Genomic DNA, 21,746 nt, shown 5'->3' with positions numbered 1-21,746 from the left:
ACCCCACTTATTATACACACTATATTATACTACATACATAATAAAATTTCAAGCTTTATTAATACTTTTCGTTATTATCGCTTAATAACACGCTGTATATTTGTTGCTTTTCCCGATTTTTCATCAAATTTTACCACAACTCCGTTTATAAAGCAATCGTTTGTGCTTTCTGAAAACCTCACAGGGGTGAGATATTTGAACTTATTTATGACTATATCACTGTCTACCCCAAGTACGGAAAGCTCAGGGCCTGTCATTCCAACATCGGTGATATAGGCGGTATGTCCGCCTAAGATCATTTCATCAGCCGTCTGAACATGGGTATGCGTGCCAAGCACAGCAGTGCATCGTTTTTGCAGATAAAAGCCCATAGCCTTTTTCTCAGAAGTTGTCTCCGCATGAAAATCAACGATTATATTAGGCGTATCAATGCTTTCAAGAAGCTTGTCAACATAGTTGAAAGGATTTTCCACTGCTTCCATATACATCGTTCCCATAAGATTTACCACGGCTATCTTATAAGGACACATATCGATATAAGTCACACCATGACCCATAACACCCTCAGGGTAATTGGCAGGTCTTAATAGTTGCTCGTTTGTGTCATAAAGCTCCTCAGCCTCACGTCGTCTGAAAGAATGATTTCCTGTCGTTACAACGTCAGCACCTATATTGAGAAGCTGTCTGTAAGACTGCGGTGTGATACCATTGCCCTGAGCAGAATTTTCACCGTTCACTACGGTCACATCTATATCATATTCACGCTTCAGCTTATACATTCTGCTTTCAAGAAAATCGCAGCCGCTTTGTCCCACAACATCTCCGATAAAAAGTAAATTCATTTGCTATCTCCGTTCTATACTGCATTTTACAGTTACCCTTATTATACACTATCCTTACTGCAAAATCAAGCAGACATCACAAAAAAATCAGACGCTTTTACACGTCTGATCTTTCATATCAATTATCGTCAACTGAAATATCATCAACTATCTCAGGAGTATCCTGGATTTCTGGTGTTTTATCAGGTTCGCCCATGAACTCGCTCTCTGTAAGCTCGCCATTCATAAGCTTCTCAAATGTTGCACCGTCAACCTTTTCATATTTCATAAGATACTTAGCCACAACATGAAGCTTATCCATATGCTCGTTGAGTATCTTTTCAGCGTCAGTAAATGCACTTTCAATAAGAGTTCTTATCTCATTATCGATCTCAGCCGCAACGTTATCGGAATAGCTTGGCGTATTAGTGTAATCCCTGCCAAGAAATACTTCATGATCGCCCTGACCGTATACAACTGGACCAAGATTGTCACTGAAGCCGTAGCGTGTTACCATGTTTCTAGCTGTGGAAGTAGCTCTCTCAAGGTCATTTGAAGCGCCTGTTGAGATGTCGTCAAGGATCAGCTTTTCAGCAACACGTCCGCCAAGAAGAACCACGATATTTTCGTACATCTCGTTCTTGCTAACATAAGATTTATCCTTGACAGGCAGGCTCATTGTGAAACCGCCAGCCTGACCTCTAGGTATGATAGATACCTGATGAACTTTATCTTGTGATTTGCTGTAGTATGTGCAGAGTGCATGACCGCCCTCGTGATAAGCGGTAAGCTTCTTTTCGTCCTCTGTGATGACCTTAGACTTTTTCTCAGGACCTGCCACAACCTTGATAGAAGCTTCCTCAAGCTCATCTTTGGTGATAGCCTTTTTATTCTTTCTTGCCGCAAGGAGCGAAGCCTCGTTCACAAGGTTTTCAAGGTCTGCACCTGTAAAGCCCACAGTTGATTTTGCAATAGTTTCAAGGTCAACATCAGGAGCGAGCGGCTTGTTTCTTGTGTGAACTTTCAGTATAGCTTCTCTGCCCTTAACGTCAGGATAGCCCACAAGTATCTGTCGGTCAAATCTGCCCGGACGAAGAAGTGCAGGGTCAAGTATATCACGTCTGTTTGTTGCAGCCATAACAATAACAGAATCGTTATCCTCAAAGCCGTCCATTTCAACAAGAAGCTGGTTAAGGGTCTGCTCACGCTCGTCATGACCGCCGCCAAGGCCTGCGCCTCTCTGTCTGCCCACTGCGTCGATCTCGTCTATAAAGATGATAGCAGGAGCGTTTTTCTTAGCCTGCTCAAAAAGATCTCTTACTCTTGAAGCACCGACGCCCACAAACATCTCAACGAAGTCAGAACCTGAGATCGAAAAGAATGGAACTTTTGCTTCGCCTGCAACGGCTCTTGCGAGAAGCGTTTTACCTGTACCCGGAGGGCCGAGGAGCAGAACGCCCTTAGGTATTCTCGCACCTATCTCGGTATACTTCTTATTATCACGGAGAAAATCAACGATCTCCTTAAGTTCTTCCTTTTCCTCGTCTGCACCTGCAACATCATCAAAGGTAGCTTTCTTGCTGCTTGGCGCCATTTTGGCATTTGTTTTTCCGAAAGATGACATCTTTCCGCCGCCTGCATTCTTCATCATGAACACAAAGAAGAATATCATAACGCCCAGCATAAGCAGCGTCGGTATCAGATTGAGCCAGAAGCTGTTATCCGATATCGGTATAAGATTATACTGCAAAGGATCGTCTGGATTTTCAGCATTGTATTTCTTACGATAGTTCTCAGCGTCCTCACCGCCAAGGACTTCATTTGCAAACAGTGAAACATTTGGAACTGTATAACTATATACCTTATCCTCGCCCTTGAGCTTATACTTAAGCTGCCCGGAGCCAAGGTCAAGCTCAAACTGTGACACGTTTAGGCTGTCAAACTGTTCCATTATCTCCGAATATTTTTTGTCGGAAGATTTTGTGCTCATGCTTGTTAGCATATAGACCAATCCGCAGATTATGGCAACCGATACCAGCAGATAGATCAACAGGGTCTTTCCATTATTATTTTTTTTCAATCGATCACAACCTTTTGTTCTGTATTATATTTGGCTCCTTATTCGGAAACTATACCGATAAAAGGAAGATTTCTATATCTCTCATCATAATCAAGACCACAGCCAACAACGAATCTGTCCTCGATCTCATAGCATTTGAAATCAGGTGTTATGTCTGCAACACGTCTTGACGGCTTATCAAGCATAACAGCTATCTTAACACTTGGCGCACCCATTGACGCAAACTTCTTTTTTAACTCGCAAAGCGTTCTTCCTGTGTCGAGAATATCCTCAACCAATAAAACGTCCCACTCTCTCAGGTCAAGACCCATAAAATCATGATCTCCTGAAATTGAAACATTTCCTGTTGAGCTTGTGCCAACATAACTCTTTGCAGTAATAAAAGCGATCTGCATATCGTTGTCGATACTTCTTACAAGATCAGCAGTAAACACGAACGCTCCCTTAAGAACGCACACAACAAGAAGCTTTTTTCCTTTATACTCTTCAGTTATCTCTGCTCCAAGCTTTTTCACAGACAATGCAAGCTCTTCCTCAGAATAAAGAACCGATATATTGTTCATTAACTAACAACCTCTCTGATTATATATTATCAATGTGACAGAAAAGTGAAAAAATACAAGTTCACACAAAAAACTTTTCAGCTTAGGGTGATATTCATCTCACTTTATGGTAAAAGCCAATATTTTAACGGTTTCAGAGTCTATCTTCACCCTTTCAGCCGCACCGCTTCCTTCAACGAAAACAACGCCCTGACTATCTTTTAGGATAACGGCACTGCTCCTGTCCTCAAGTCTGAAGTACTTGTTCACCAGCTTTCGCACATCGCTGTCAAAATCTCTGTTCACAAGGCGTATCTTCTCGCCCTCTCTGCGATTTTCGACAACAATCTCACCCTTTATTTTATCATAATCCAGACAACAATTTGCAAACTTTTTATGAACATTTGCGATTTTTCCGTCAAAAGGATAGATTTTGAACTCTATCTCCCTGTTGCCGAACTGATAAACGCCCTCGCCGCTTACATTAACGCTCCTGATAGTGCTGTTTTCAAGCATCTCGCCCTTTACAAAGCTGAGCACACCTTTTGAGCAGACCGCAAAAACTCCGCCCTTGACGTTCGCCTTGCCAACGTCAAGTATCAGCCTGTCGATATCCTCGATACTGTCATGGCTCACAGTAAGCCCCTCTTTCTCAAGAATGTGCATTATTGCACGTCGGCGTACACTTTCGTGGAGCTGTCTTAGACACAATGCGTCATAACCCTTTGGCAAGACCGCTTTCTCAAAGGCTTCAAGCCCCTGACTTTCAAGATAGTCGCTGTCTGTTCTAAGCCTGTCAGCTGTCATGGAATATGAGCCAAAAAGCGAACTATTAAGCTCCGCAAGCCTTGGCACAACAAGGTGGCGAATCTTATTTCTGGTATAATCGTCAGTAAGATTTGTGGAGTCAGTAACAAAGTCCTGTCCTCTCTCTTTAAGAAAGCCCTCTATTTCCTGACGAGTACAATTTATAAGCGGTCTTATGATATTTCCCCTCACAGGCGGTATTCCGCAAATACCTTTCAGACCTGTACCTCTTGCGAGGTTGAATATGGCAGTTTCAAGGCAATCCGAAAGACTGTGTGCTGTGCATATCTTGTCTGCACCGATACTGTCGAAAAAGTCATATCTAAGCTTTCTTGCCCCCTCCTCAGTGGATACAGAATGTTCCTTGCAATAACCCACAACGTCGGCATGAAACACCTTCAGCTCGACCCCAAGCTTCTCGCAAAGTTTTTCACAAAAATGCTGATCTCTGTCGCTTTCCTCCCCACGGAGGTGGTGATTGACATGACAAGCGCATACATCATAGCCCAGCTCATATAAACACAAAAGGAGCGTAACGCTGTCGGCACCTCCTGAGAGGCACACAAGCAAGCGTTCGCTCTTATTTGCCATATTAAATTTCTCTATGGTAGAAGCTACCTTTACAAGAAAATTATTCATCATCTCTCCTGAAATCAAGACCTCTGAACAGGGTATATTCGCCTATCCAGCCAAGCTGCACCTTATCTGTCTGTCCGTGACGGTTTTTCGCAACGATACACTCAGCCACCGACTTGTCGCCCTCATCGCTGTAGTAAGCGTCACGATAGAGGAACATGATGATATCAGCGTCCTGCTCGATAGAACCTGATTCTCGCAGGTCTGAAAGGATAGGTCTTTTATCGTCACGCTTCTCTGAGCTACGGGAAAGCTGTGAAAGTGCGATAACAGGCACATTAAGCTCCTTAGCCATAAGCTTCAAGGAACGTGTTATCTCAGACACCGCCTCAACACGGCTGGCGTTTTTATTTGCTGATTGCATGAGCTGTATGTAGTCGATGACCACAAGTCCAAGATTTCTCATTCTTCTGAGCTTTGCTTTCATCTGCGGCACTGTACAGCCTGCACCGTCATCAAAATATATAGGAAGCTGTGACAGCGTATCTGCCGCACCTGCTATCTTCTCCCAATCGGAAGGCTCAAGATTGCCCGACCTAAGCAGGGTATTATTAACAAGTGCCTCTGAAGCGAGCATACGGGACACGAGCTGTTCCTTACCCATTTCGAGAGAGAATATAACAACGTCACGCTTTGTCGCCTTGCAGGTATTCACCGCAATATTAAGTGCAAATGCAGATTTTCCCATCGCAGGACGTGCAGCGATAATGATAAGGTCAGTTCTGTTAAGACCTGTTGTGATTGCGTCAAGCTGGCCAAAGCCTGTCTTTGCGCCAAGATGTTCGCCTGCGTCAGGACCTGATATCTCCTGCAAATGCTCGAATGTATCAACGATAACGTCGCTTATTCGTGTAAGGCCCTGAACATCTCTGCCCTGTCTTATCTCAAATATAGACTGCTCGGCAGCGTCAAGCTGCGTCTGAGAATCCTCACCGCCGTCATACGCCTTTTCAAGAATCTGATTAGCGGCATTTATAAGCGACCTTACCCTTGCTTTTTCCTCGATTATCTTGCAATAGCTCTCGATATTATCCGTTGACGGCACCATTTCCATAATACCAAGAAGATAATTCTTAGCCATTGCAGACGTTTCAAAAACACCCATTGTGACGGCTTCATTAATTACCGTGATAAGGTCCTCTTTGCTGCCTGTGGTGAACATTCTCACTATTATGGTGAAAAGCTGCTGGTGCTGTGGACGATAAAAGCTTTCAGGCTTTAGTATCTCAATGACCTTCGGAAGCACCGAAGGATCACGAAGAACTCCTCCCAGAACAGCTTCCTCAGCCTCCTGAGAAAATGGCAGCTCCCTGCCAAGGGTCGCTCCTGTGGTAAGCCCACGGAAATTATCAGCCATGATTACTCCTCAACGACCTTTACTTTAATGCTGCATGATACGCCATGAGTAAGCTTTATCTGTGCAGTATAGTCACCGAAAGCCTTTATCTCGGCTGTAAGATTGATCTTCTTCTTCTCGATAACAACGCCATACTGAGCCTTGAGGCAATCTGAAATAACGTTTGCTGTAACTGCGCCAAAGAGCTTTCCGCCCTGACCTGCCTTAGCCTTTACCAGAACTTCCTTATCCTTTATTTTCTCTGCGATAGCTTTATTGTCGGCTGTTTCAACATCTATCTTGTGCTGAGCGGAAGCCTTTTTGCCTGCAAGGTCATTAAGGTTTTTAGCTGTAGCTTCAAGTGCAAGACCCTTTCCGATAAGAAAATTTCTTGCATATCCGTCTGCAACGTTGATGATATCTCCCTGCTTGCCTGAACCCTTTACATCTTTTAACAAAATAACTTTCATATTATTCACTCTGCCTTTCTTTTTTTATTCCTGCGAATTATTTTCCCAGTATTCGTCAATGGCGTCTGCAAGGCGCTTTCTCGCCTCATTCATTGAACAGTTGAGCTGAGTTGCCGCCATAGTAAGATGACCGCCGCCACCCAAAGACTCCATGACGATCTGCACATTACAAGCACCCATGCTTCGTGCAGAGATATTTATCACACCGTTCGTTTCATAGATAACGAACGAAGCTTTTACGCCTGTTATACCAAGCAGCTCGTCTGCCGCCTGTGAAGCCGCTATCCTTATTTCAGAGAAGCTTTCCTCTGTATAAGCCACTGCACACTCTTTATAAAGGTGAGCACTGTTTATAAGCGACGATTTTTGATGATAAGTCTCGATAGAGTTTGCAAAAAGCTTTTTGACAGCTATGGTATCAGCGCCCTTTTTCTTCAAAAATGCTGCCGCTTCAAAAGTGCTTACGCCTGTTTTCATAATGAAATTCTTTGTATCCAGCATTATTCCCGCAAGCAGAGCTTCCGCCGCATGGACTGTGATGTTGGAATCCTCACCGAAATACTCGATAAGAGCGGTCACAAGCTCGCAGGCTGATGACGCATTCGGCTCTAAGAACGACATGATAGTCGGCTCGATTCCGTTCACCATTCTTCTGTGGTGGTCGATAACTACCACATTTTTCGCCCTTGCAAGTATCTCCTTTGACTCCACCAGTGCAGGGTTATGGGTATCAGTTACCACAAGAAGCGTGTTATCGTCAAGTCTTTCAAGACCCTCCTGAGGGGTTATGTAATAATGCTCCGACTCATTTTCATTTATATAATTTATAAGCGTTTTCGACAAATTCTGCTCAGGGTCTACCACAACGTAAGCTTCTTTTACCATGTTTCTGATAGCACAGCAGAAGCCTGTTGCAGAGCCTACGCTGTCAAGGTCGCCAAATCGATGACCCATTATAAGCACCTTATCGTGGTTGCAGATAAGCTCCAGCATAGCCTTTGCCACCATACGGATACGGGTCTTATTGTTCTTGTCAGGTGCAGAAGAAATGCCGCCGAAGAACTTGAACTCACCGTCCTCCTTGACAGCCGCCTGATCTCCGCCACGTCCAAGGCACATTTCGAGAGCCTGCTTTGCAAACTTCTCGCTCTCCGCAAGGTTTGCACCATCTCTGCCCACACCTATGGACAATGTAAGGTTAGAACGCTCGCCAACGGCTATTTTTCTTGCCTGCTCGAGTATCTTAAATCTCTGCTCGATTATAGGTGCAAGGTGGCGTTCCTCCATATAAACATAGAACTTGTCGCTTGCTACTTTCTTTGACACCGCAGTAGTATTCTCCAAAAATTCCTCTATGAGCTTTTCTATCTCAACAACAACGTGAGCCTTTTCACTCTCTCTGATATTTGACATAAGCTCGTCAAAGTTGTCGATAGTTATGATTATTACCGCCTTGTGGGACATTCTGAACTCATATTCAAGCTCCACATAATCGGTAACGTCATTGAAATAGACCATTGAAAGCTCACCGTTCACATCGGTGTGTATAGCCTTCGCCTTATAAAAATGGGCGTTTATGCACACAAGGTCGCCGTCAGAGGAATATATCTTGTCCATATCAATGTTCATAAGCTCAGTGAGGTCAATGCCGTAAGCCTCTTCCTCAGAGTAGACCTGTCTGCCAAAAAGTCTGTTATACCACACGATGACGTTTTCGCTGTCGATTATTATAGCAGGAGCAGGAAAATTCAGGAGAGAATCTCTCTCCGTCTTTGAGATCATCGTGGAAAGCTTTGCCACATACTTGCGAGTGTGATTGTGGAAAACCACTTCTTCAAGCACCCACAATACAGCCGCCGCCACAGACACTAGGATAAGCACACTGCCCGACTCTCTGTGAGACGGAGTAGAATGCAGCATAAAAGCGCCTATAAGTGACGAAAGCATGGTAACGCACACTGTTATTCTTATTATGATCTGTAATCCGTTGTTACTTTTCATTTTAAAGCTCCTGCATTTCTATAAACAACCGCACTGTTGACAGGCGGTCATAATTCCATTATTATCGGCAAAATCATAGGACTTCTCTTTGTCTTTGTGAAGATAAAGTCCGAAAGATTGTCCTTCATTCTGCCCTTTATGGTATTCCAATCCTTCATATTTCTGTCAAGACAATCCTGAAGTGTTTCGGTAAGAAGCTTCTGAGCTTCGGTCATAAGCTCCTCGCTCTCTCTTACATACACAAAGCCTCTTGAAACCACGTCAGGCCCTGCAAGGATATCTCCCGAAGCCCTGTCGATAGTTGCCACGGCAATGATAAGTCCGTCCTGAGCAAGATGTTTTCTGTCACGGAGAACTATTGCGCCAACGTCGCCAACGCCAAGACCGTCCACAAGTACCTTGCCCGCAGGCACTTGTCCTGTTATCTTCATGTCAACGCCGTCTGTTTCGATAACGTTGCCTATATCAGCAATGATTATATTGCTCTCAGGGATTCCCACAGAAAGTGCCGTATCTCTGTGTTTCATAAGATGCTTATACTCACCGTGTACAGGGATAAAGAACTTTGGCTTTGTGATAGAAAGCAACAATTTCTGCTCTTCCTGACAAGCGTGTCCTGAAACGTGTACCTCGTACATTGACTCATATATTACCTCTGCACCCAATCTCATAAGGTCGTTTACTACCTTTGTGACATACTTTTCATTGCCGGGGATAGGATTAGCCGAGATTATGATAAAGTCCATAGGAGTGATAGTAACGTTCCTATGCTCGTTTGCCGACATTCTTGTAAGCGCCGACATAGGCTCACCCTGACTTCCCGTTGTGACGATGACCATTTTTTCAGGTGCATATCTCGATATAGTGTCGATATCCACAAGCACACCGTCAGGCACTTTAAGATAGCCAAGCTCGATGCCCTTTGAGATAACATTCACCATACTTCTGCCCGACACAGCTACCTTTCTGCCGTGTGTGACAGCGTTATTTATTATCTGCTGAACTCTGTGAACGTTTGAAGCGAAAGTGGCAATGATTATCCTCTTGCCCTCAGCCTTGTTGAAAAGCTTCACAAAGCTTTCGCCAACCTTGCGCTCGCTCATGGTATAGCCGGGTCTTTCAGCGTTTGTAGAGTCAGCCATAAGAGCCAAAACGCCCTTGTTTCCAAGCTCTGCAAATCTAGGCAGGTCGATTATACCGCCCTCGATAGGTGTATAGTCTACCTTGAAGTCACCGGTATGGATAAGCACACCAGCAGGGGTATGGATAGCCATTCCCACGGCATCAGGAATAGAGTGATTTACTCTTATAAACTCCACCGCCATACAGCCAAGCTTAACTGTCTGTCTTGGCGTTACAACGTTGAGTTTTACAGTTTCCAGAAGCCCATGCTCTTTCAGCTTGCCCTCAACAAGACCAAGGGTAAGCCTTGTGCCGTAAACAGGTACGTTGAATTTTTTCAGAAAATACGGCAGACCGCCTATATGATCCTCATGACCATGTGTAAGCACAACGCCCCTGAGCTTTTCCTGATTTTTCTCAACGTATGAGAAATCAGGGATAACGATATCAACTCCAGGCATTTCACTGTCAGGGAATGCCAATCCGCAGTCGATAACGAACATATCGTTTGAACACTCGATAACAGTGAAATTCTTGCCTATCTCGTTAAGACCGCCAAGAGGGATTATCTTCACAGGCGTTCTTCTTACAGGCTCTTTCACTCTGTTCGCCGCAGGTCTTGGACGTCTTTGCTGAGTATTCTGCGGTTTTCTCTGTGGAGTTTCATTTCTCGGCTGAAGCGTTTTTTTCACACTGCCCGAAGCTCTCTGACTTTTTACACGGTCAAGCTCTTTTGAAGCCTGAGCCAAAGGTATCTCGCTCTTATTCTGTTTTTTTCTAAAAAAACGTTTTTGTGTAGGATTTTTTAATGTGTTGTTCTTTTCGTTCATAAAATAATGTACTTTGCCCTGCTGTACTCCGCTTTTAAGCCTTCAAAGGCACAAAATGCCGCAAAAAAGCAGCACAAACATACGGCAGGAGCAATTATCTCCTTCCTGCTGCATTTTATCATGCTCAAATAATATTCGATTTTTCCGTTTAGATTCAATATACCGCTGCGTTTGGGCTTTATTATCATGTGCTGTCAAAAACGCTTAAAGCCTCAAAGAAAGACAAAATGGTGTGATGAACGCAGTTTAAATACAGCGGCATGAGCCGCCTTTGTCCGAACAAAAATATCTGATTATATTGTACTCCATTTTCATCTCAATGTCAATAGCAATTTATTACATTTATCTGAATATGCCCTTTATCCTGCTTGTTATATCCTCGCAAAAGGCAGCCGCCTGCTCGCAGCTCACACTTTCTACAAACACTGTTATACCTTTTTTATCCCTCAGCGGTCTGATAACTGCGTGGGTCTTGCCCATTGTTATCTCACCCTCTGCCGAACAGCCAAGCTCTGAAAATATCTTTTCCTTGTTTTCACGGCTCATTGTTATGCCCACAAATCGGCTTGAAGTGTATGCGTCAGGCACATCACAGAGAGCTTTTTGTAGCGTTATCCCCTGCTCTGACAGATAAGACGTCACCGCTGACGCAAGGTAAAGTCCGTCATAGGCAAACATATTATGGGTCGAAACCGCAACGTCCTTTGCTATGTCAGCGTTGTTTTCGTATCGGTAAAGCCTGCCACAGTGGTCTTCAGCAGTAGCATCGGCATTAGAGGGGAAATTCTCAGGCAATGCCACCGCAAGCCCCTTTTCAAAGCACACCCCTGCATACATTGCCACCAGCTTTTCCCACATGACATAGCTTGTTTTCTCACTGTAAGCTGATACTTTTGTGCCGTCTGCGGAAAGATTGAATATTATACGCTCACCGTCTATATCGTTCCTGCCGTGAAAAAGTCTGTCGGCAAGGGTCGCCTTTTTAACATCATATGTGCGGATATCCACATTTACGCCTTTAAATCGATCAGGGAGTATTTTTTCAAGCTCTGCGACGTATATCTCCCTCACCGCTGAAAAATCTGTCACACAACCCGTCTGAGAAAGCCCCACACTGCGATAAGCTCTGTCGTCAGCTATGCTTCCAATGCGGTCAAGAAGCTTTTCATCAGGCAACATTCCCCCAGCCGAAATAAGCCTTGCATGACCTGAAATGTTTGCGCCTATGAGTATGCCGAACTCTCCGCCAAATCTGTTCACAGCATAAGAAAGCTCTGAAATGCCTGCTCTGCCTATACTGTACACGTTCACTCCAGCCTGACATATGCCGCAGTCAAGGGCTTGTTTGAGCAAAAGGCTTTCGTCAGAGCCATAGGCTGTCACTATACTTCCGCCTTTTTTTGCGGCGCTTGCGGCACAAAGTCCAAAAAGCATAGCCTTTTGTGCTGTGGCTTCACCGCCCCACAAACTGCACTCGCCGTTTTCGTCTATGACCAGTCGGCTGTCAGATGATCTTTTCACGTTTTCATAAAGCCTTGCGCCCTTTTCAACAGTTTTTCCAGACCATATGCCCACGCCTTTTTCAATGACGGCTTCACTTGCGATATGAGCCTTTTCGCCTATGACGGAATATTCACCGCACTTCACACCGCTGTCAAGGACAGCCCCACGGCATACCACTGCACTGTTTATATCACAGCGTTCAGATATCACCGAGCCTATGCCAACATATCCGTTCACCTTGCCGCCCTTTACAACAGCGTTATTGTCTATGACGCTTCCGCTTTCTATGACCGACCCTGACATGACAGAAACGTTCTCTCCTATATAAACAGGCTCACCTATTGCCGCACCGCTGAAATTATTTTCCGTCAGCCTTTGTGGCATATTTTCGTTGTAAAGCATATGCCTTTGACAATCGAGAAAAGCCTCAGGCGTGGTTATCCTTTTATAATAGCCTTTTCCGTCAAGCAGGACAGCTTCGCCACTTTTCACAGCCTCGGGTATAATATCCTCCGTCATATCCATAGGCTTTTCAGGATTAAGACTTTCAAAAAGCTCTCTTTTCACTATATATATGCCAGCAGGTTTGTTTTCAGTATCATAAGTCAGAGCCGTACAAAAAGTATCGTGGCTCAAATGAACTTTTATGATCTCATCAAGAGGGTGGGTGCATATACAGTTACATTCCACGGCAAGAATTTCTGTTTCATCGCACATTGCTGTTCTAACAGCCTGCACAGTGCTTTTGCCTGCGGTGTTTATCATATGGAGCTTTATCTTACCTGAGTATTTTTCATCAAGAAGCCTTTCTACCTGTTCAGAGCCATAGCCCACCGCAAGGACAGCTTCTTCAAAGCCTGCTTTCTCCAGCATTTCAAGAGTAAAAAGCAGAATTTCTTTTCCGCATAATCTCAGAAGAGCCGCAGGTCGCCTGTCTGTCATGGGCATCAATCTTTCTCCACGTCCTCCGCATAAAACAACAGCTTTCATATATGTTCCTCCGTTCATAATATTTGATTTAATGTATTATTGGAAAACATACCCACTGTTATTCATGTGAAAAAAATTTGCCACCGCCCTTTTCAAGATAGAAAAAATATGCTATAATGTAGGATGCGGCATAAAAGAAATTCTACGGAGGTGTATATAATGGAGCAGTTTACGGCTCTTAAAAGAAAAGCACTTGAAAAATATTTTTCACGAATGAACGACCAACAGCGCAAGGCTGTGTTCAAAATAAAAGGACCTCTCCTTATACTGGCAGGAGCAGGAAGCGGCAAGACCACTGTTTTGGTAAACCGCATCGCAAACATGATATACTTCGGCAACGCATACAACACAGAGCAGACATACGGCACGCCCTCTGAGCAGGACATACAGTTTCTCAAAGACTACATTGACGGCAAGACAAATGACGCTTCTACCCTCGCAGACATTGTGGCATATGACTGCATAAAGCCGTGGAGCATACTTGCTATCACGTTCACAAACAAGGCGGCAGGCGAGCTTAAAGAACGTCTTGCAGGAATGTTGGGAGAGGCAGGTCAAGGCATAACGGCGGCGACTTTCCACTCCGCCTGCGCAAGGATACTCAGGCGAGAATGTGACAAGCTTGGATTTTCAAGCAGTTTCACCATTTATGATTCTGACGATTCTCAGAGAACTGTAAAAAGCATATTGAGAGAGCTTGGCATATCCGAGAAGATGTTTCCACCGAGAACGATACTCAGCGAGATATCCCACGCTAAAGACCTGCTCCAAGAGCCTGATGAATACATCGCCTCAGCCGCAGGAGATTATCGTAATCTGACCATAGGCAAGGTATACAAGCACTATCAGAAGAAGCTCAAAGCCGCAAACGCTATGGACTTTGACGACATGATCTGCCACACAGTCAAGCTTTTTGAGCAGTTTCCTGACGTCCTCGACCACTATCAGAACTTGTATAAATATATAATGGTAGACGAGTATCAGGACACCAACAAGGCTCAGTTCAGACTTGTTTCGCTGCTGTCACAGAAGTATAACAACCTGTGCGTTGTGGGTGATGACGACCAGAGTATCTACAAGTTCCGTGGTGCGACTATCGAGAACATCCTCAACTTCGAGGAGCAGTTCGACTGCAATGCTGACACTGATGTTATAAAGCTTGAACAGAATTACCGTTCAACACAGAACATTCTTAACTGCGCAAATCAGCTTATAAGCAACAATCAGGGAAGAAAGGGTAAAAATCTGTGGACAGCTTCGGGTGACGGTGAAAAGGTAACAGTCTACAAGGCTTCAAGCGAACGCAGTGAAGCAAAATTCGTGGCTGACACTATTTTAGAGGACATAAACAAGGGCAGAAAATACAATGACCATGCCATTCTCTACCGAATGAACGCACAATCGAACGCTTTGGAGCAGACGTTCATACAAAGTGGAATACCATATAAAATAATAGGCGGTCTGAAATTCTATGACAGAAAGGAAATAAAGGATATCCTCGCTTATCTTTCTGTTATAAACAACCATTTCGACTTTCTCCGTCTGAGAAGAATAATCAACGAGCCGAAACGTGGTATCGGCGAAGCCACTGTAAACGCTCTTGAGCAGATAACCTCAGACCTTGGGGATTCACCTATCCACATCATGCAGGAAGCCGATATGCTTGCACCCCTTGTGAAGCGTTCAAAACAGCTTATGCCTGTGGGCGATATGCTCTCAGAGCTTACTGAGCTTTCTGACACTCTGCCACTTGCGGAGCTTTTGGACAAGCTTCTTGATATGACAGGCTACAAGCGTCATCTTGAAATGCAGGGCGACGAGGGTCTTACACGTCTTGAAAACATCAACGAGCTTAAATCCACTATGTCAAGCTATGAAGAAAATGCTGACGAGCCGTCGCTGTCGGGATTTTTGGAGGAAATATCACTTTACACTGACGTTGACAATCTCGACTCTGATGCTGACTATGTTGTGCTTATGACAATGCACTCTGCAAAGGGTCTTGAGTTCCCCATAGTTTTTGTTGTGGGCATGGAGGACAATATCTTCCCATCATCAAGAAGTCTTGAATCAGAAGCTGACACGGAAGAGGAACGCAGACTTGCCTATGTTGCGGTGACACGAGCAAAGGAAAAGCTTTATCTTACCCACGCAGAGGAGCGTATGCTCTATGGTCGTACTGACAGAAACAGGATATCACGCTTTATAAAAGAGCTTCCTGCCGATTGCATAGAAAAGCAAGCCGAGGAAACAAAGGCTTCACCTTATCTCAACGGCTATGAAAAGCCTCACAGCATGAGCCTGCAACAGCAATTGGCTCAGCGAAAGGCTGATAAGAGCAATTTTTCTGTTAATACTGAAACTTTTGCACCAGGCGACAGAGTTTTGCACAAGATATTCGGTGAAGGCACTGTTTTAAGTTCAAAACCTATGGCTAACGATACTCTTGTTGAGATAGCATTCGATAATCGTGGTACAAAGAAGATAATGGCAAATTACACGAAGATAAAAAAGATATAAAGATATAAGATAGAAAGATCCGCAGGGCGAAACAAAACGCTCTGCGGATTTTTTGCAATATAAAAGCCGTACACCCAAAAAATGTACGGCACATTTTATGTATCAGATAACATCGTCTTCCTGATTTGGAATGTTAAGCTGTTTCTTTGGAACACGCTTGATAGGATCATAGACCCACTTCTTACAGCTATAATCAGCGTCTACCAGACCCTGCTTCTCACAAAGGACCTTATTTCCTTCTCTTGATCTGTTGCCGAAAAGGCAGTAAGAACATGACGGTGAAATTCTGTTACCAAAATAGCTCTTCTTTGCCATGATTTATACAACTCCTTTAAGATAAGTTAATCTTTTTTCATTTGTTATTAATTATATCATACTGTTTTAGAAAATGCTAGTCTTTTCTTCAAAGTTAGTAATAAAATCATCATAATCAAGCAAAATGAGGGAACAAAATTGTTCACTTTGACGAATTTAACATTATTTGTAACAGAAGTCAAAACTGAATCAGGAATAAAGAAAGGATAGATAAAACGGCATATGACAGCAGACAAAAAGGCTGATGTCAAACGTGAGATAAAAAACGGCACAAGGGAGAAATCCACGCCAAGTGCAGATATTTGTATAATCACACACAAACCACCGAAGGAGCAGACAGCAGCTATAAATGGCAGAAGATAAAATGGACTTCCCGAAAGCTCAGTGAGAGAGGTTATTTCAAGACAGCTTTTCACAAGCACAAGCTCGTTTTCTGACAGTGAAAACGCATTTTTCAGAAAGCTGAACGCTCCGCAGTATTCAAGAGAGGACATAAACGCTCCGAAAAAGACTATCATAACGCAGATAACAAAAAGCGACTTTCCTGCTGAGATAACGCTGTCGGTGAACATTCTGCCGTCAAGTCTGAAAGTCGGCTTTGATGTTTTCTTATCCTCATTTATAGCTCTGCCGAGAACAAGTGCAGTGAGAAAATTTGCCGCTAGTATGGATACGAACACTGCAATGCCTGCTCCTGTACAACCAAACACCGCAAGACCCACTGTACCAGAATAAAAAGCAGGCCCTCCACAGCAGCAAAAGCAGGACATTATCTTTGCAGTACGCTGGGATATTATCTTTCTCTGACACAGATCCGAAAGAAGCTTTACTCCCACAGGATAGCCTGCGGTATTGCCAAGAAGAAATACAAAGAAAAGCTGAGGCGGTATGCCCATTATAAATCTCGATATAGGATAAAAAGGCATTGAAACGCAGTAGTAAAGCCCACTTGAAACAAGTATCTGTGACAATGCCATAAAAACAAACAGCGACGGGATTATGATATTCATACAGCGGTCAACGGCTTCGGAGATACCAAGCTTTACGCTCTCGCCCCCTGATATGGTGATAATGCAGAACCATATGACCACCCCCGCAAGTATGTATACGCAAAGCTCCTTTGCAAGTCTTTTCAACATTTTTATTACCTCCCTACTTTTACTTTTTAAGTATATGTCAGTCTGTCTAATAATATAATTAAGCATAAGACAATGAACGGAGGACGCAAAAATGAAGAAGATACCATTTTTAAGCTTTTTCGGCATGACAAAAGAATTGACCGCACTAAGCTCATACATAAGCATAACTGACGACAGAGCCGCCGTTATCGAAAACTGCAAGCAGATAGTTGAGTGCAGCGAGATAATGGCAAAGGTGCTGACAGGCTCTTTTGAGATAGAGATATGGGGCAGCGGACTAACAATGTCAAATTTCTGCTCCGACAGCGTGGAGATAAGAGGAAAAATAGAGTCGGTCAAGCTTGTGTCAAGAAGTATCAGGGAGAGAGGATAATGATTTTCGGTTATATAGATTATGTTATCACAGGGGACAGCTTCACCAAGTTTTTCCGCAGGATAATGTCAAAAAAGCTTCCCGTTAGCAAAATGTGTGAAAAGAACGGAAAGCTCACTTTGCGTATGCCTGCGGAACACTGTAAGGCACTTGAAAGACTATGCGATGAACTTGGGCTTGAATACACCGCCACAAAACGTCACGGAAGCTTTGTTCTTGCAAAACGTTTTTTCGGAAGAGGAGGACTTGTCATAGGCACTGCGGCTGTCATGCTTTCGTGCTTCTATCTATCAAACGTGGTGGTGAGGTTTGACATACTCAGTGATGATGAAAATATCAGAAAAGGCGTTATGTCGGTGCTTAAAGAGGAGGGCGTTGAAACCGGCACTTATATCCCAAGCATTGATCTTATAGTCACAGAACGTGCCTTAAAGCAAAAAGTGGAGGGCATATCATGGGCAGGCATAACACGCAAGGGTGACACGCTGATAATCGACGTTATCGAAACTGAGGGTGACACAAAGCGTGAGTCAAACCGCTATCCCTCAAATCTTGTTGCCTGCGAAAACGGAGTTATCGAAAAAGTCGAGGTTTATGACGGACAGCTAAAGATACCAGTGGGAAGCGGTGTGACAAAGGGCGATATCGTTGTAGGCGGTGAGATCATCACATCAAAATCAAGCTGGATAGACGGCAAGGAAAACGTTGAAACAAAGACAAGCTATGCACGCTCAAAGGGTAAGATACTAGGCACTTTTGAGCGCACTGTCACATTCACACAACCCTTTGAGGACAAGACAGAAAAGACGACAGGCAAGAGAGATACAAAGCGTTTTTTCACTGTGTTTGACGCTGATATCCCTCTTTTTTTCTCAAAGCCTGAGGGTTACTGGAAAAATGAGCAGAGATATTCTCCTCTGTCGCTTTTCGGGCTTGAAATGCCTTTTGGCATAACCACCTGCGAACTTGAAGAATATAAATTTTCACAAGACACCCTGACAGAACAGCAGGCACTTGACGCCGTTCATGAAAAGGCGTATTTATATGAGGAAAATTTTCTCTCAGACTATGAGATTAAAGACCGGCAAGTGGAGGATAATGTGACAGAAAACGGAGTAACCGCTACTGTAACATACACCCTATATGGCGAGCTTTGCAGAGAGGTGGAATTTTTTATTAAGAAATGATCAAAAAGTGTGAAAAGGTGCATAAAAAAAGTGTTAAATCTTACTGAGATTGTTGCAATCAGAGGAAAAATGTGATATAATAGCTTTGTATAATAGGTATATCAGAACAAAAAAGAGGAAGTTGTGCTAATGGCGGAAAAACTTATCAGCGTGGACAGAATGGAAACTGTACTCAGCCTTTTCGGCAATTATGACGAGAATGTTAATCTTATCCAAAAAGAGTATAATGTTGTGATTCTCAGCAGAGGTGACGATATCAAGATAACAGGCGATGAGGAGAACGTATTTAACGCCTCGGAGGCTATAAACAGTCTTATTGCTCTTATCAACAAGGGCGAGGCTATCACTGAGCAGACTATAAGATATGTTTTCACACTTGTGCGTGAGGGCAAGCAGTATGAGATAAAGCATATGTCTGATGACGGCGTGTGCGTAACAGTGAGCGGAAAGCTCGTCAAGCCGAAAACTCTCGGTCAGAAAAGATATGTTGAAGCAATAAGGAAAAAGACTATCGTCATGGGCATTGGTCCTGCGGGAACGGGCAAGACTTATCTTGCGGTGGCAATGGCGGTAAAGGCTTTCAAGGCGCACGAGGTAGAGAAGATAATCCTCACACGTCCTGCGGTTGAAGCAGGAGAAAAGCTGGGCTTTCTTCCGGGCGACCTGCAATGTAAGGTAGACCCATATCTCAGACCGCTTTATGACGCACTTTTTGAAATGCTCGGTCCTGACACTTTCGCTAAACAGCAGGAGCGTGGCTGTATCGAAGTCGCTCCGCTGGCATACATGAGAGGACGTACTCTTGACGATTCTTTCATTATCCTTGATGAAGCGCAGAACACCACTCACGAGCAGATGAAGATGTTCCTTACACGTCTTGGATTCAACTCAAAGATAGTCATAACAGGCGATATAACGCAGATAGACCTGCCTGACCAGAGAAAGTCAGGACTTATTCAGGCAATGAACGTACTCAAAGGCATTGACGATATATCAATAAACAGATTTACCGACAAGGACGTTGTCCGTCACAAGCTTGTGCAGGACATAATCCTTGCTTATGAAAAATATAACAAAAAAGGAATGTGAAAAAGTAATGGGCAAGGTAAAAGTAATGATAACCAACAACCAGACAGAGGTAAAGATACCTGTTGGCATAAGGCTTCTTGTAAGACGCTGTTGCCATGCTGTTTTGGAATATGAGGGCCACAATGATGATTTTGAAGTTTCTGTATCTTTTGTGAATGACGAGCAGATACATGAGCTTAACAAGGAGCATAGAAACATAGACCGCTCAACAGACGTGCTGAGCTTTCCTCTTGGCGAGAACGGTGATTTTGACATGAACCACGAAACAGGCGCTTACCTGCTGGGAGATATAGTCATAAGCCTTGAAACTGCTTACCGTCAGGCTGAGATATATGGTCACTCTCTTGAAAGAGAGATAGGTTTTTTGACAGTACATTCAATGCTTCATCTCCTTGGCTATGACCATGAAGAAAGCAATCTTCAGGAGAGGATAATGCGTGAAAAGGAAGAAGCTATACTTGGCAATCTGGGCATATCCCGTGACGCCACTTTCTTAGGCGAGCATGAACACAGGTAAAACAGGGATAGGACGTTTCTTCAAGGGCTTTGTTTATGCCTTTGAGGGCGTTGTGAGCTGCATAAAAACAGAGCGCAATATGCGTTTTCACATTGGCGTTGCAGTGCTTGTGATACTGCTTATGCGATTTTACGGACTTAGCGCCGCCGAAACTGCCGCAGTTTATATCTGCATAGGGCTTGTTATTTCACTAGAGCTTGTGAACACGGCTGTTGAAGCCGCTGTGGATATGGCGTGTAAAGATAAAAACCCCCTTGCTAAAAAGGCTAAAGACTGTGCGGCAGGGGCTGTTCTCATTGCGGCGGTAGCTTCTGTGGCTGTGGGAATAAGGATATTCTGGGACTATTATGCTTTTATGGCTATAGCCTCTTATTTTGCAAGAAACATATGGCTAGGGATAGCTTTAGCCGCAGGTGTGATACTGTGGCTCGTATGGGTGTTCAAAACGCCTGCTGACAAAGATAAAAAAGATAAGGAAAAATATATATGAACAAGAAAAATGCAAATTCAAAAAATGCGTTCGTCACCATTGTTGGACGTGCGAACGCAGGCAAATCCTCATTGCTAAACGCACTTGTGGGCGAAAAGATAGCCGCAGTGAGCGACAAGCCGCAGACAACAAGAACAAAGATAACAGGTGTTCTCACAAAGGGAGAAACACAGTTCGTTTTCATGGACACACCTGGTATGCACAAGGCTAAAAACAAGCTTTCCGAGCATATGCTCAACGCTGTGAACGAGTCTGTTGCAGGGGTTGACCTTATTATACTTATGGCTGACTGCACAAAGAAAATATCCGAAAACGAGCGTGAGCTTGTAAAGGGCTTCAAGACAGGCAAGACTAAGGTGATACTTGTGCTGAACAAGATAGATCTTCTTGAAAACAAAGAGGATCTTATCGCAGTGATAGCAGAGTATTCAAAGCTTTTTGATTTTATAGATATCGTACCAGTGAGCGTTCTTGAAAAGGACGGTCTCGATATTATTATGGAAGATCTTGAAAAGAATGCTGTGGAGGGTCCGCACTACTTCCCTGATGATAAATTCACAGACCAGCCTGAAAAGGTCATAATGGCTGAGATAATAAGAGAAAAGGCACTCAATAACCTTAATGACGAAGTTCCTCACGGCATAGCTGTGACTATCGAACAGCTTAACGAGCGTGAAAATAGAAACGGTGAAGCTATACTTGACGTTACCGCTACTATTTACTGTGAGAGAGAGTCACACAAGGGTATCCTTATTGGAAAAGGCGGCTCTATGCTTAGAAAGATAGGTCAGGAAGCAAGAGCTGACCTTGAAGATTTCTTCCAGATAAAAGTAAATCTCCAGTGTTGGGTTAAGGTAAAAGAGGGCTGGAGAAACCGTGAGGGCATGATAAAGAATTTCGGTTTGGAATAAAGGCAACATATTTTTCCGCTTATAATGACCGCCAAAAAAGCTGATAATATCAGTAAGGCGGTGAATA

Annotated in this window: 18 protein-coding genes; 7 read left to right on the top strand and 11 right to left on the bottom strand. The window is 43.8% G+C overall.

Annotation, left to right across the window (positions count from 1 at the left end; translation table 11 throughout):
* Positions 1 to 74: 74 nt before the first annotated feature.
* The 9 genes from AB5627_RS10690 to AB5627_RS10650 all read right to left on the bottom strand — a co-directional run bounded on the left by AB5627_RS10690 (position 75) and on the right by AB5627_RS10650 (position 13,138).
* Complete coding sequence (locus AB5627_RS10690) at positions 75 to 842, bottom strand: TIGR00282 family metallophosphoesterase (protein ID WP_022287823.1); 768 nt, start codon at positions 840 to 842, stop codon at positions 75 to 77.
* A 118-nt stretch (positions 843 to 960) separates the two neighbouring features.
* Entirely contained in the window at positions 961 to 2,901 is a 1,941-nt protein-coding gene (ftsH, locus tag AB5627_RS10685; RefSeq protein ID WP_265290670.1) for an ATP-dependent zinc metalloprotease FtsH, read from the bottom strand.
* Between the two features lie 38 nt (positions 2,902 to 2,939).
* Positions 2,940 to 3,464 (bottom strand): hypoxanthine phosphoribosyltransferase, encoded by a 525-nt coding sequence (hpt, locus tag AB5627_RS10680; RefSeq protein ID WP_022287821.1) that lies wholly within the window; start codon positions 3,462 to 3,464, stop codon positions 2,940 to 2,942.
* Positions 3,465 to 3,563: 99 nt separating this feature from the next.
* Positions 3,564 to 4,892: a tRNA lysidine(34) synthetase TilS gene (gene tilS, locus AB5627_RS10675; RefSeq protein ID WP_117892502.1), complete on the bottom strand. Its 1,329-nt coding sequence runs from the start codon at positions 4,890 to 4,892 to the stop codon at positions 3,564 to 3,566.
* Positions 4,882 to 6,243: a replicative DNA helicase gene (gene dnaB / locus AB5627_RS10670; protein WP_022287819.1), complete on the bottom strand. Its 1,362-nt coding sequence runs from the start codon at positions 6,241 to 6,243 to the stop codon at positions 4,882 to 4,884. The genes tilS and dnaB overlap by 11 nt, the downstream gene beginning before the upstream one ends.
* Positions 6,244 to 6,245: 2 nt before the next feature.
* Complete coding sequence (gene rplI / locus AB5627_RS10665; RefSeq protein WP_022287818.1) at positions 6,246 to 6,692, bottom strand: 50S ribosomal protein L9; 447 nt, start codon at positions 6,690 to 6,692, stop codon at positions 6,246 to 6,248.
* A gap of 24 nt (positions 6,693 to 6,716) precedes the next feature.
* Positions 6,717 to 8,693 carry a DHH family phosphoesterase gene (locus AB5627_RS10660; protein ID WP_022287817.1) on the bottom strand — a complete coding sequence of 659 codons (1,977 nt, stop codon included), beginning with the start codon at positions 8,691 to 8,693 and terminating at the stop codon, positions 6,717 to 6,719.
* Between the two features lie 47 nt (positions 8,694 to 8,740).
* Positions 8,741 to 10,645, bottom strand: coding sequence for a ribonuclease J (locus tag AB5627_RS10655; protein ID WP_022287816.1), 1,905 nt, complete (start codon positions 10,643 to 10,645; stop codon positions 8,741 to 8,743).
* A 342-nt stretch (positions 10,646 to 10,987) separates the two neighbouring features.
* On the bottom strand, positions 10,988 to 13,138 hold the full coding sequence (locus tag AB5627_RS10650; protein WP_022287815.1) for a sugar phosphate nucleotidyltransferase: 2,151 nt from the start codon (positions 13,136 to 13,138) through the stop codon (positions 10,988 to 10,990).
* A 159-nt stretch (positions 13,139 to 13,297) separates the two neighbouring features.
* On the opposite strand from AB5627_RS10650, the gene AB5627_RS10645 reads away from it, so the two are divergent.
* A complete protein-coding gene (locus AB5627_RS10645; RefSeq protein ID WP_022287814.1) occupies positions 13,298 to 15,658 on the top strand; it encodes an ATP-dependent helicase in 2,361 nt (786 codons plus the stop codon).
* A gap of 102 nt (positions 15,659 to 15,760) precedes the next feature.
* On the opposite strand, the gene AB5627_RS10640 is transcribed toward AB5627_RS10645, so the two are convergent.
* Positions 15,761 to 15,973 (bottom strand): hypothetical protein, encoded by a 213-nt coding sequence (locus AB5627_RS10640; RefSeq protein WP_022287813.1) that lies wholly within the window; start codon positions 15,971 to 15,973, stop codon positions 15,761 to 15,763.
* 56 nt (positions 15,974 to 16,029) lie between these two features.
* Positions 16,030 to 17,112 carry a nucleoside recognition protein gene (locus AB5627_RS10635; protein ID WP_302837623.1) on the bottom strand — a complete coding sequence of 361 codons (1,083 nt, stop codon included), beginning with the start codon at positions 17,110 to 17,112 and terminating at the stop codon, positions 16,030 to 16,032.
* A 91-nt stretch (positions 17,113 to 17,203) separates the two neighbouring features.
* Here AB5627_RS10635 and AB5627_RS10630 point away from each other — a divergent pair, with 91 nt between their 5' ends.
* The 6 genes from AB5627_RS10630 (at position 17,204) to era (ending at position 21,679) form a co-directional block, all read left to right on the top strand.
* A complete protein-coding gene (locus AB5627_RS10630) occupies positions 17,204 to 17,485 on the top strand; it encodes a YabP/YqfC family sporulation protein (protein ID WP_022287811.1) in 282 nt (93 codons plus the stop codon).
* Positions 17,485 to 18,672, top strand: a complete 1,188-nt coding sequence (locus AB5627_RS10625) for a sporulation protein YqfD (protein ID WP_022287810.1) — start codon at positions 17,485 to 17,487, stop codon at positions 18,670 to 18,672. The genes AB5627_RS10630 and AB5627_RS10625 overlap by 1 nt, the downstream gene beginning before the upstream one ends.
* A gap of 129 nt (positions 18,673 to 18,801) precedes the next feature.
* Positions 18,802 to 19,761: a PhoH family protein gene (locus AB5627_RS10620; RefSeq protein WP_022287809.1), complete on the top strand. Its 960-nt coding sequence runs from the start codon at positions 18,802 to 18,804 to the stop codon at positions 19,759 to 19,761.
* 7 nt (positions 19,762 to 19,768) lie between these two features.
* Positions 19,769 to 20,278, top strand: coding sequence for an rRNA maturation RNase YbeY (gene ybeY, locus AB5627_RS10615; protein ID WP_117864595.1), 510 nt, complete (start codon positions 19,769 to 19,771; stop codon positions 20,276 to 20,278).
* Positions 20,265 to 20,768, top strand: coding sequence for a diacylglycerol kinase family protein (locus tag AB5627_RS10610; protein WP_022287807.1), 504 nt, complete (start codon positions 20,265 to 20,267; stop codon positions 20,766 to 20,768). Before ybeY ends, AB5627_RS10610 begins: the two co-directional genes overlap by 14 nt.
* Positions 20,765 to 21,679 carry a GTPase Era gene (gene era, locus AB5627_RS10605; RefSeq protein WP_022287806.1) on the top strand — a complete coding sequence of 305 codons (915 nt, stop codon included), beginning with the start codon at positions 20,765 to 20,767 and terminating at the stop codon, positions 21,677 to 21,679. Before AB5627_RS10610 ends, era begins: the two co-directional genes overlap by 4 nt.
* Positions 21,680 to 21,746: the final 67 nt, after the last annotated feature.

The organism is Ruminococcus sp. RTP21198st1_G1_RTP21198_201120 (genome assembly GCF_040924265.1).
In the GTDB taxonomy this organism is placed as follows: Bacteria; Bacillota; Clostridia; order Oscillospirales; family Ruminococcaceae; genus Hominimerdicola; species Hominimerdicola aceti.
The sequence above is the reverse complement of the archived record's forward strand: the minus strand, read 5'-3'. Positions and strand labels throughout refer to the sequence as shown.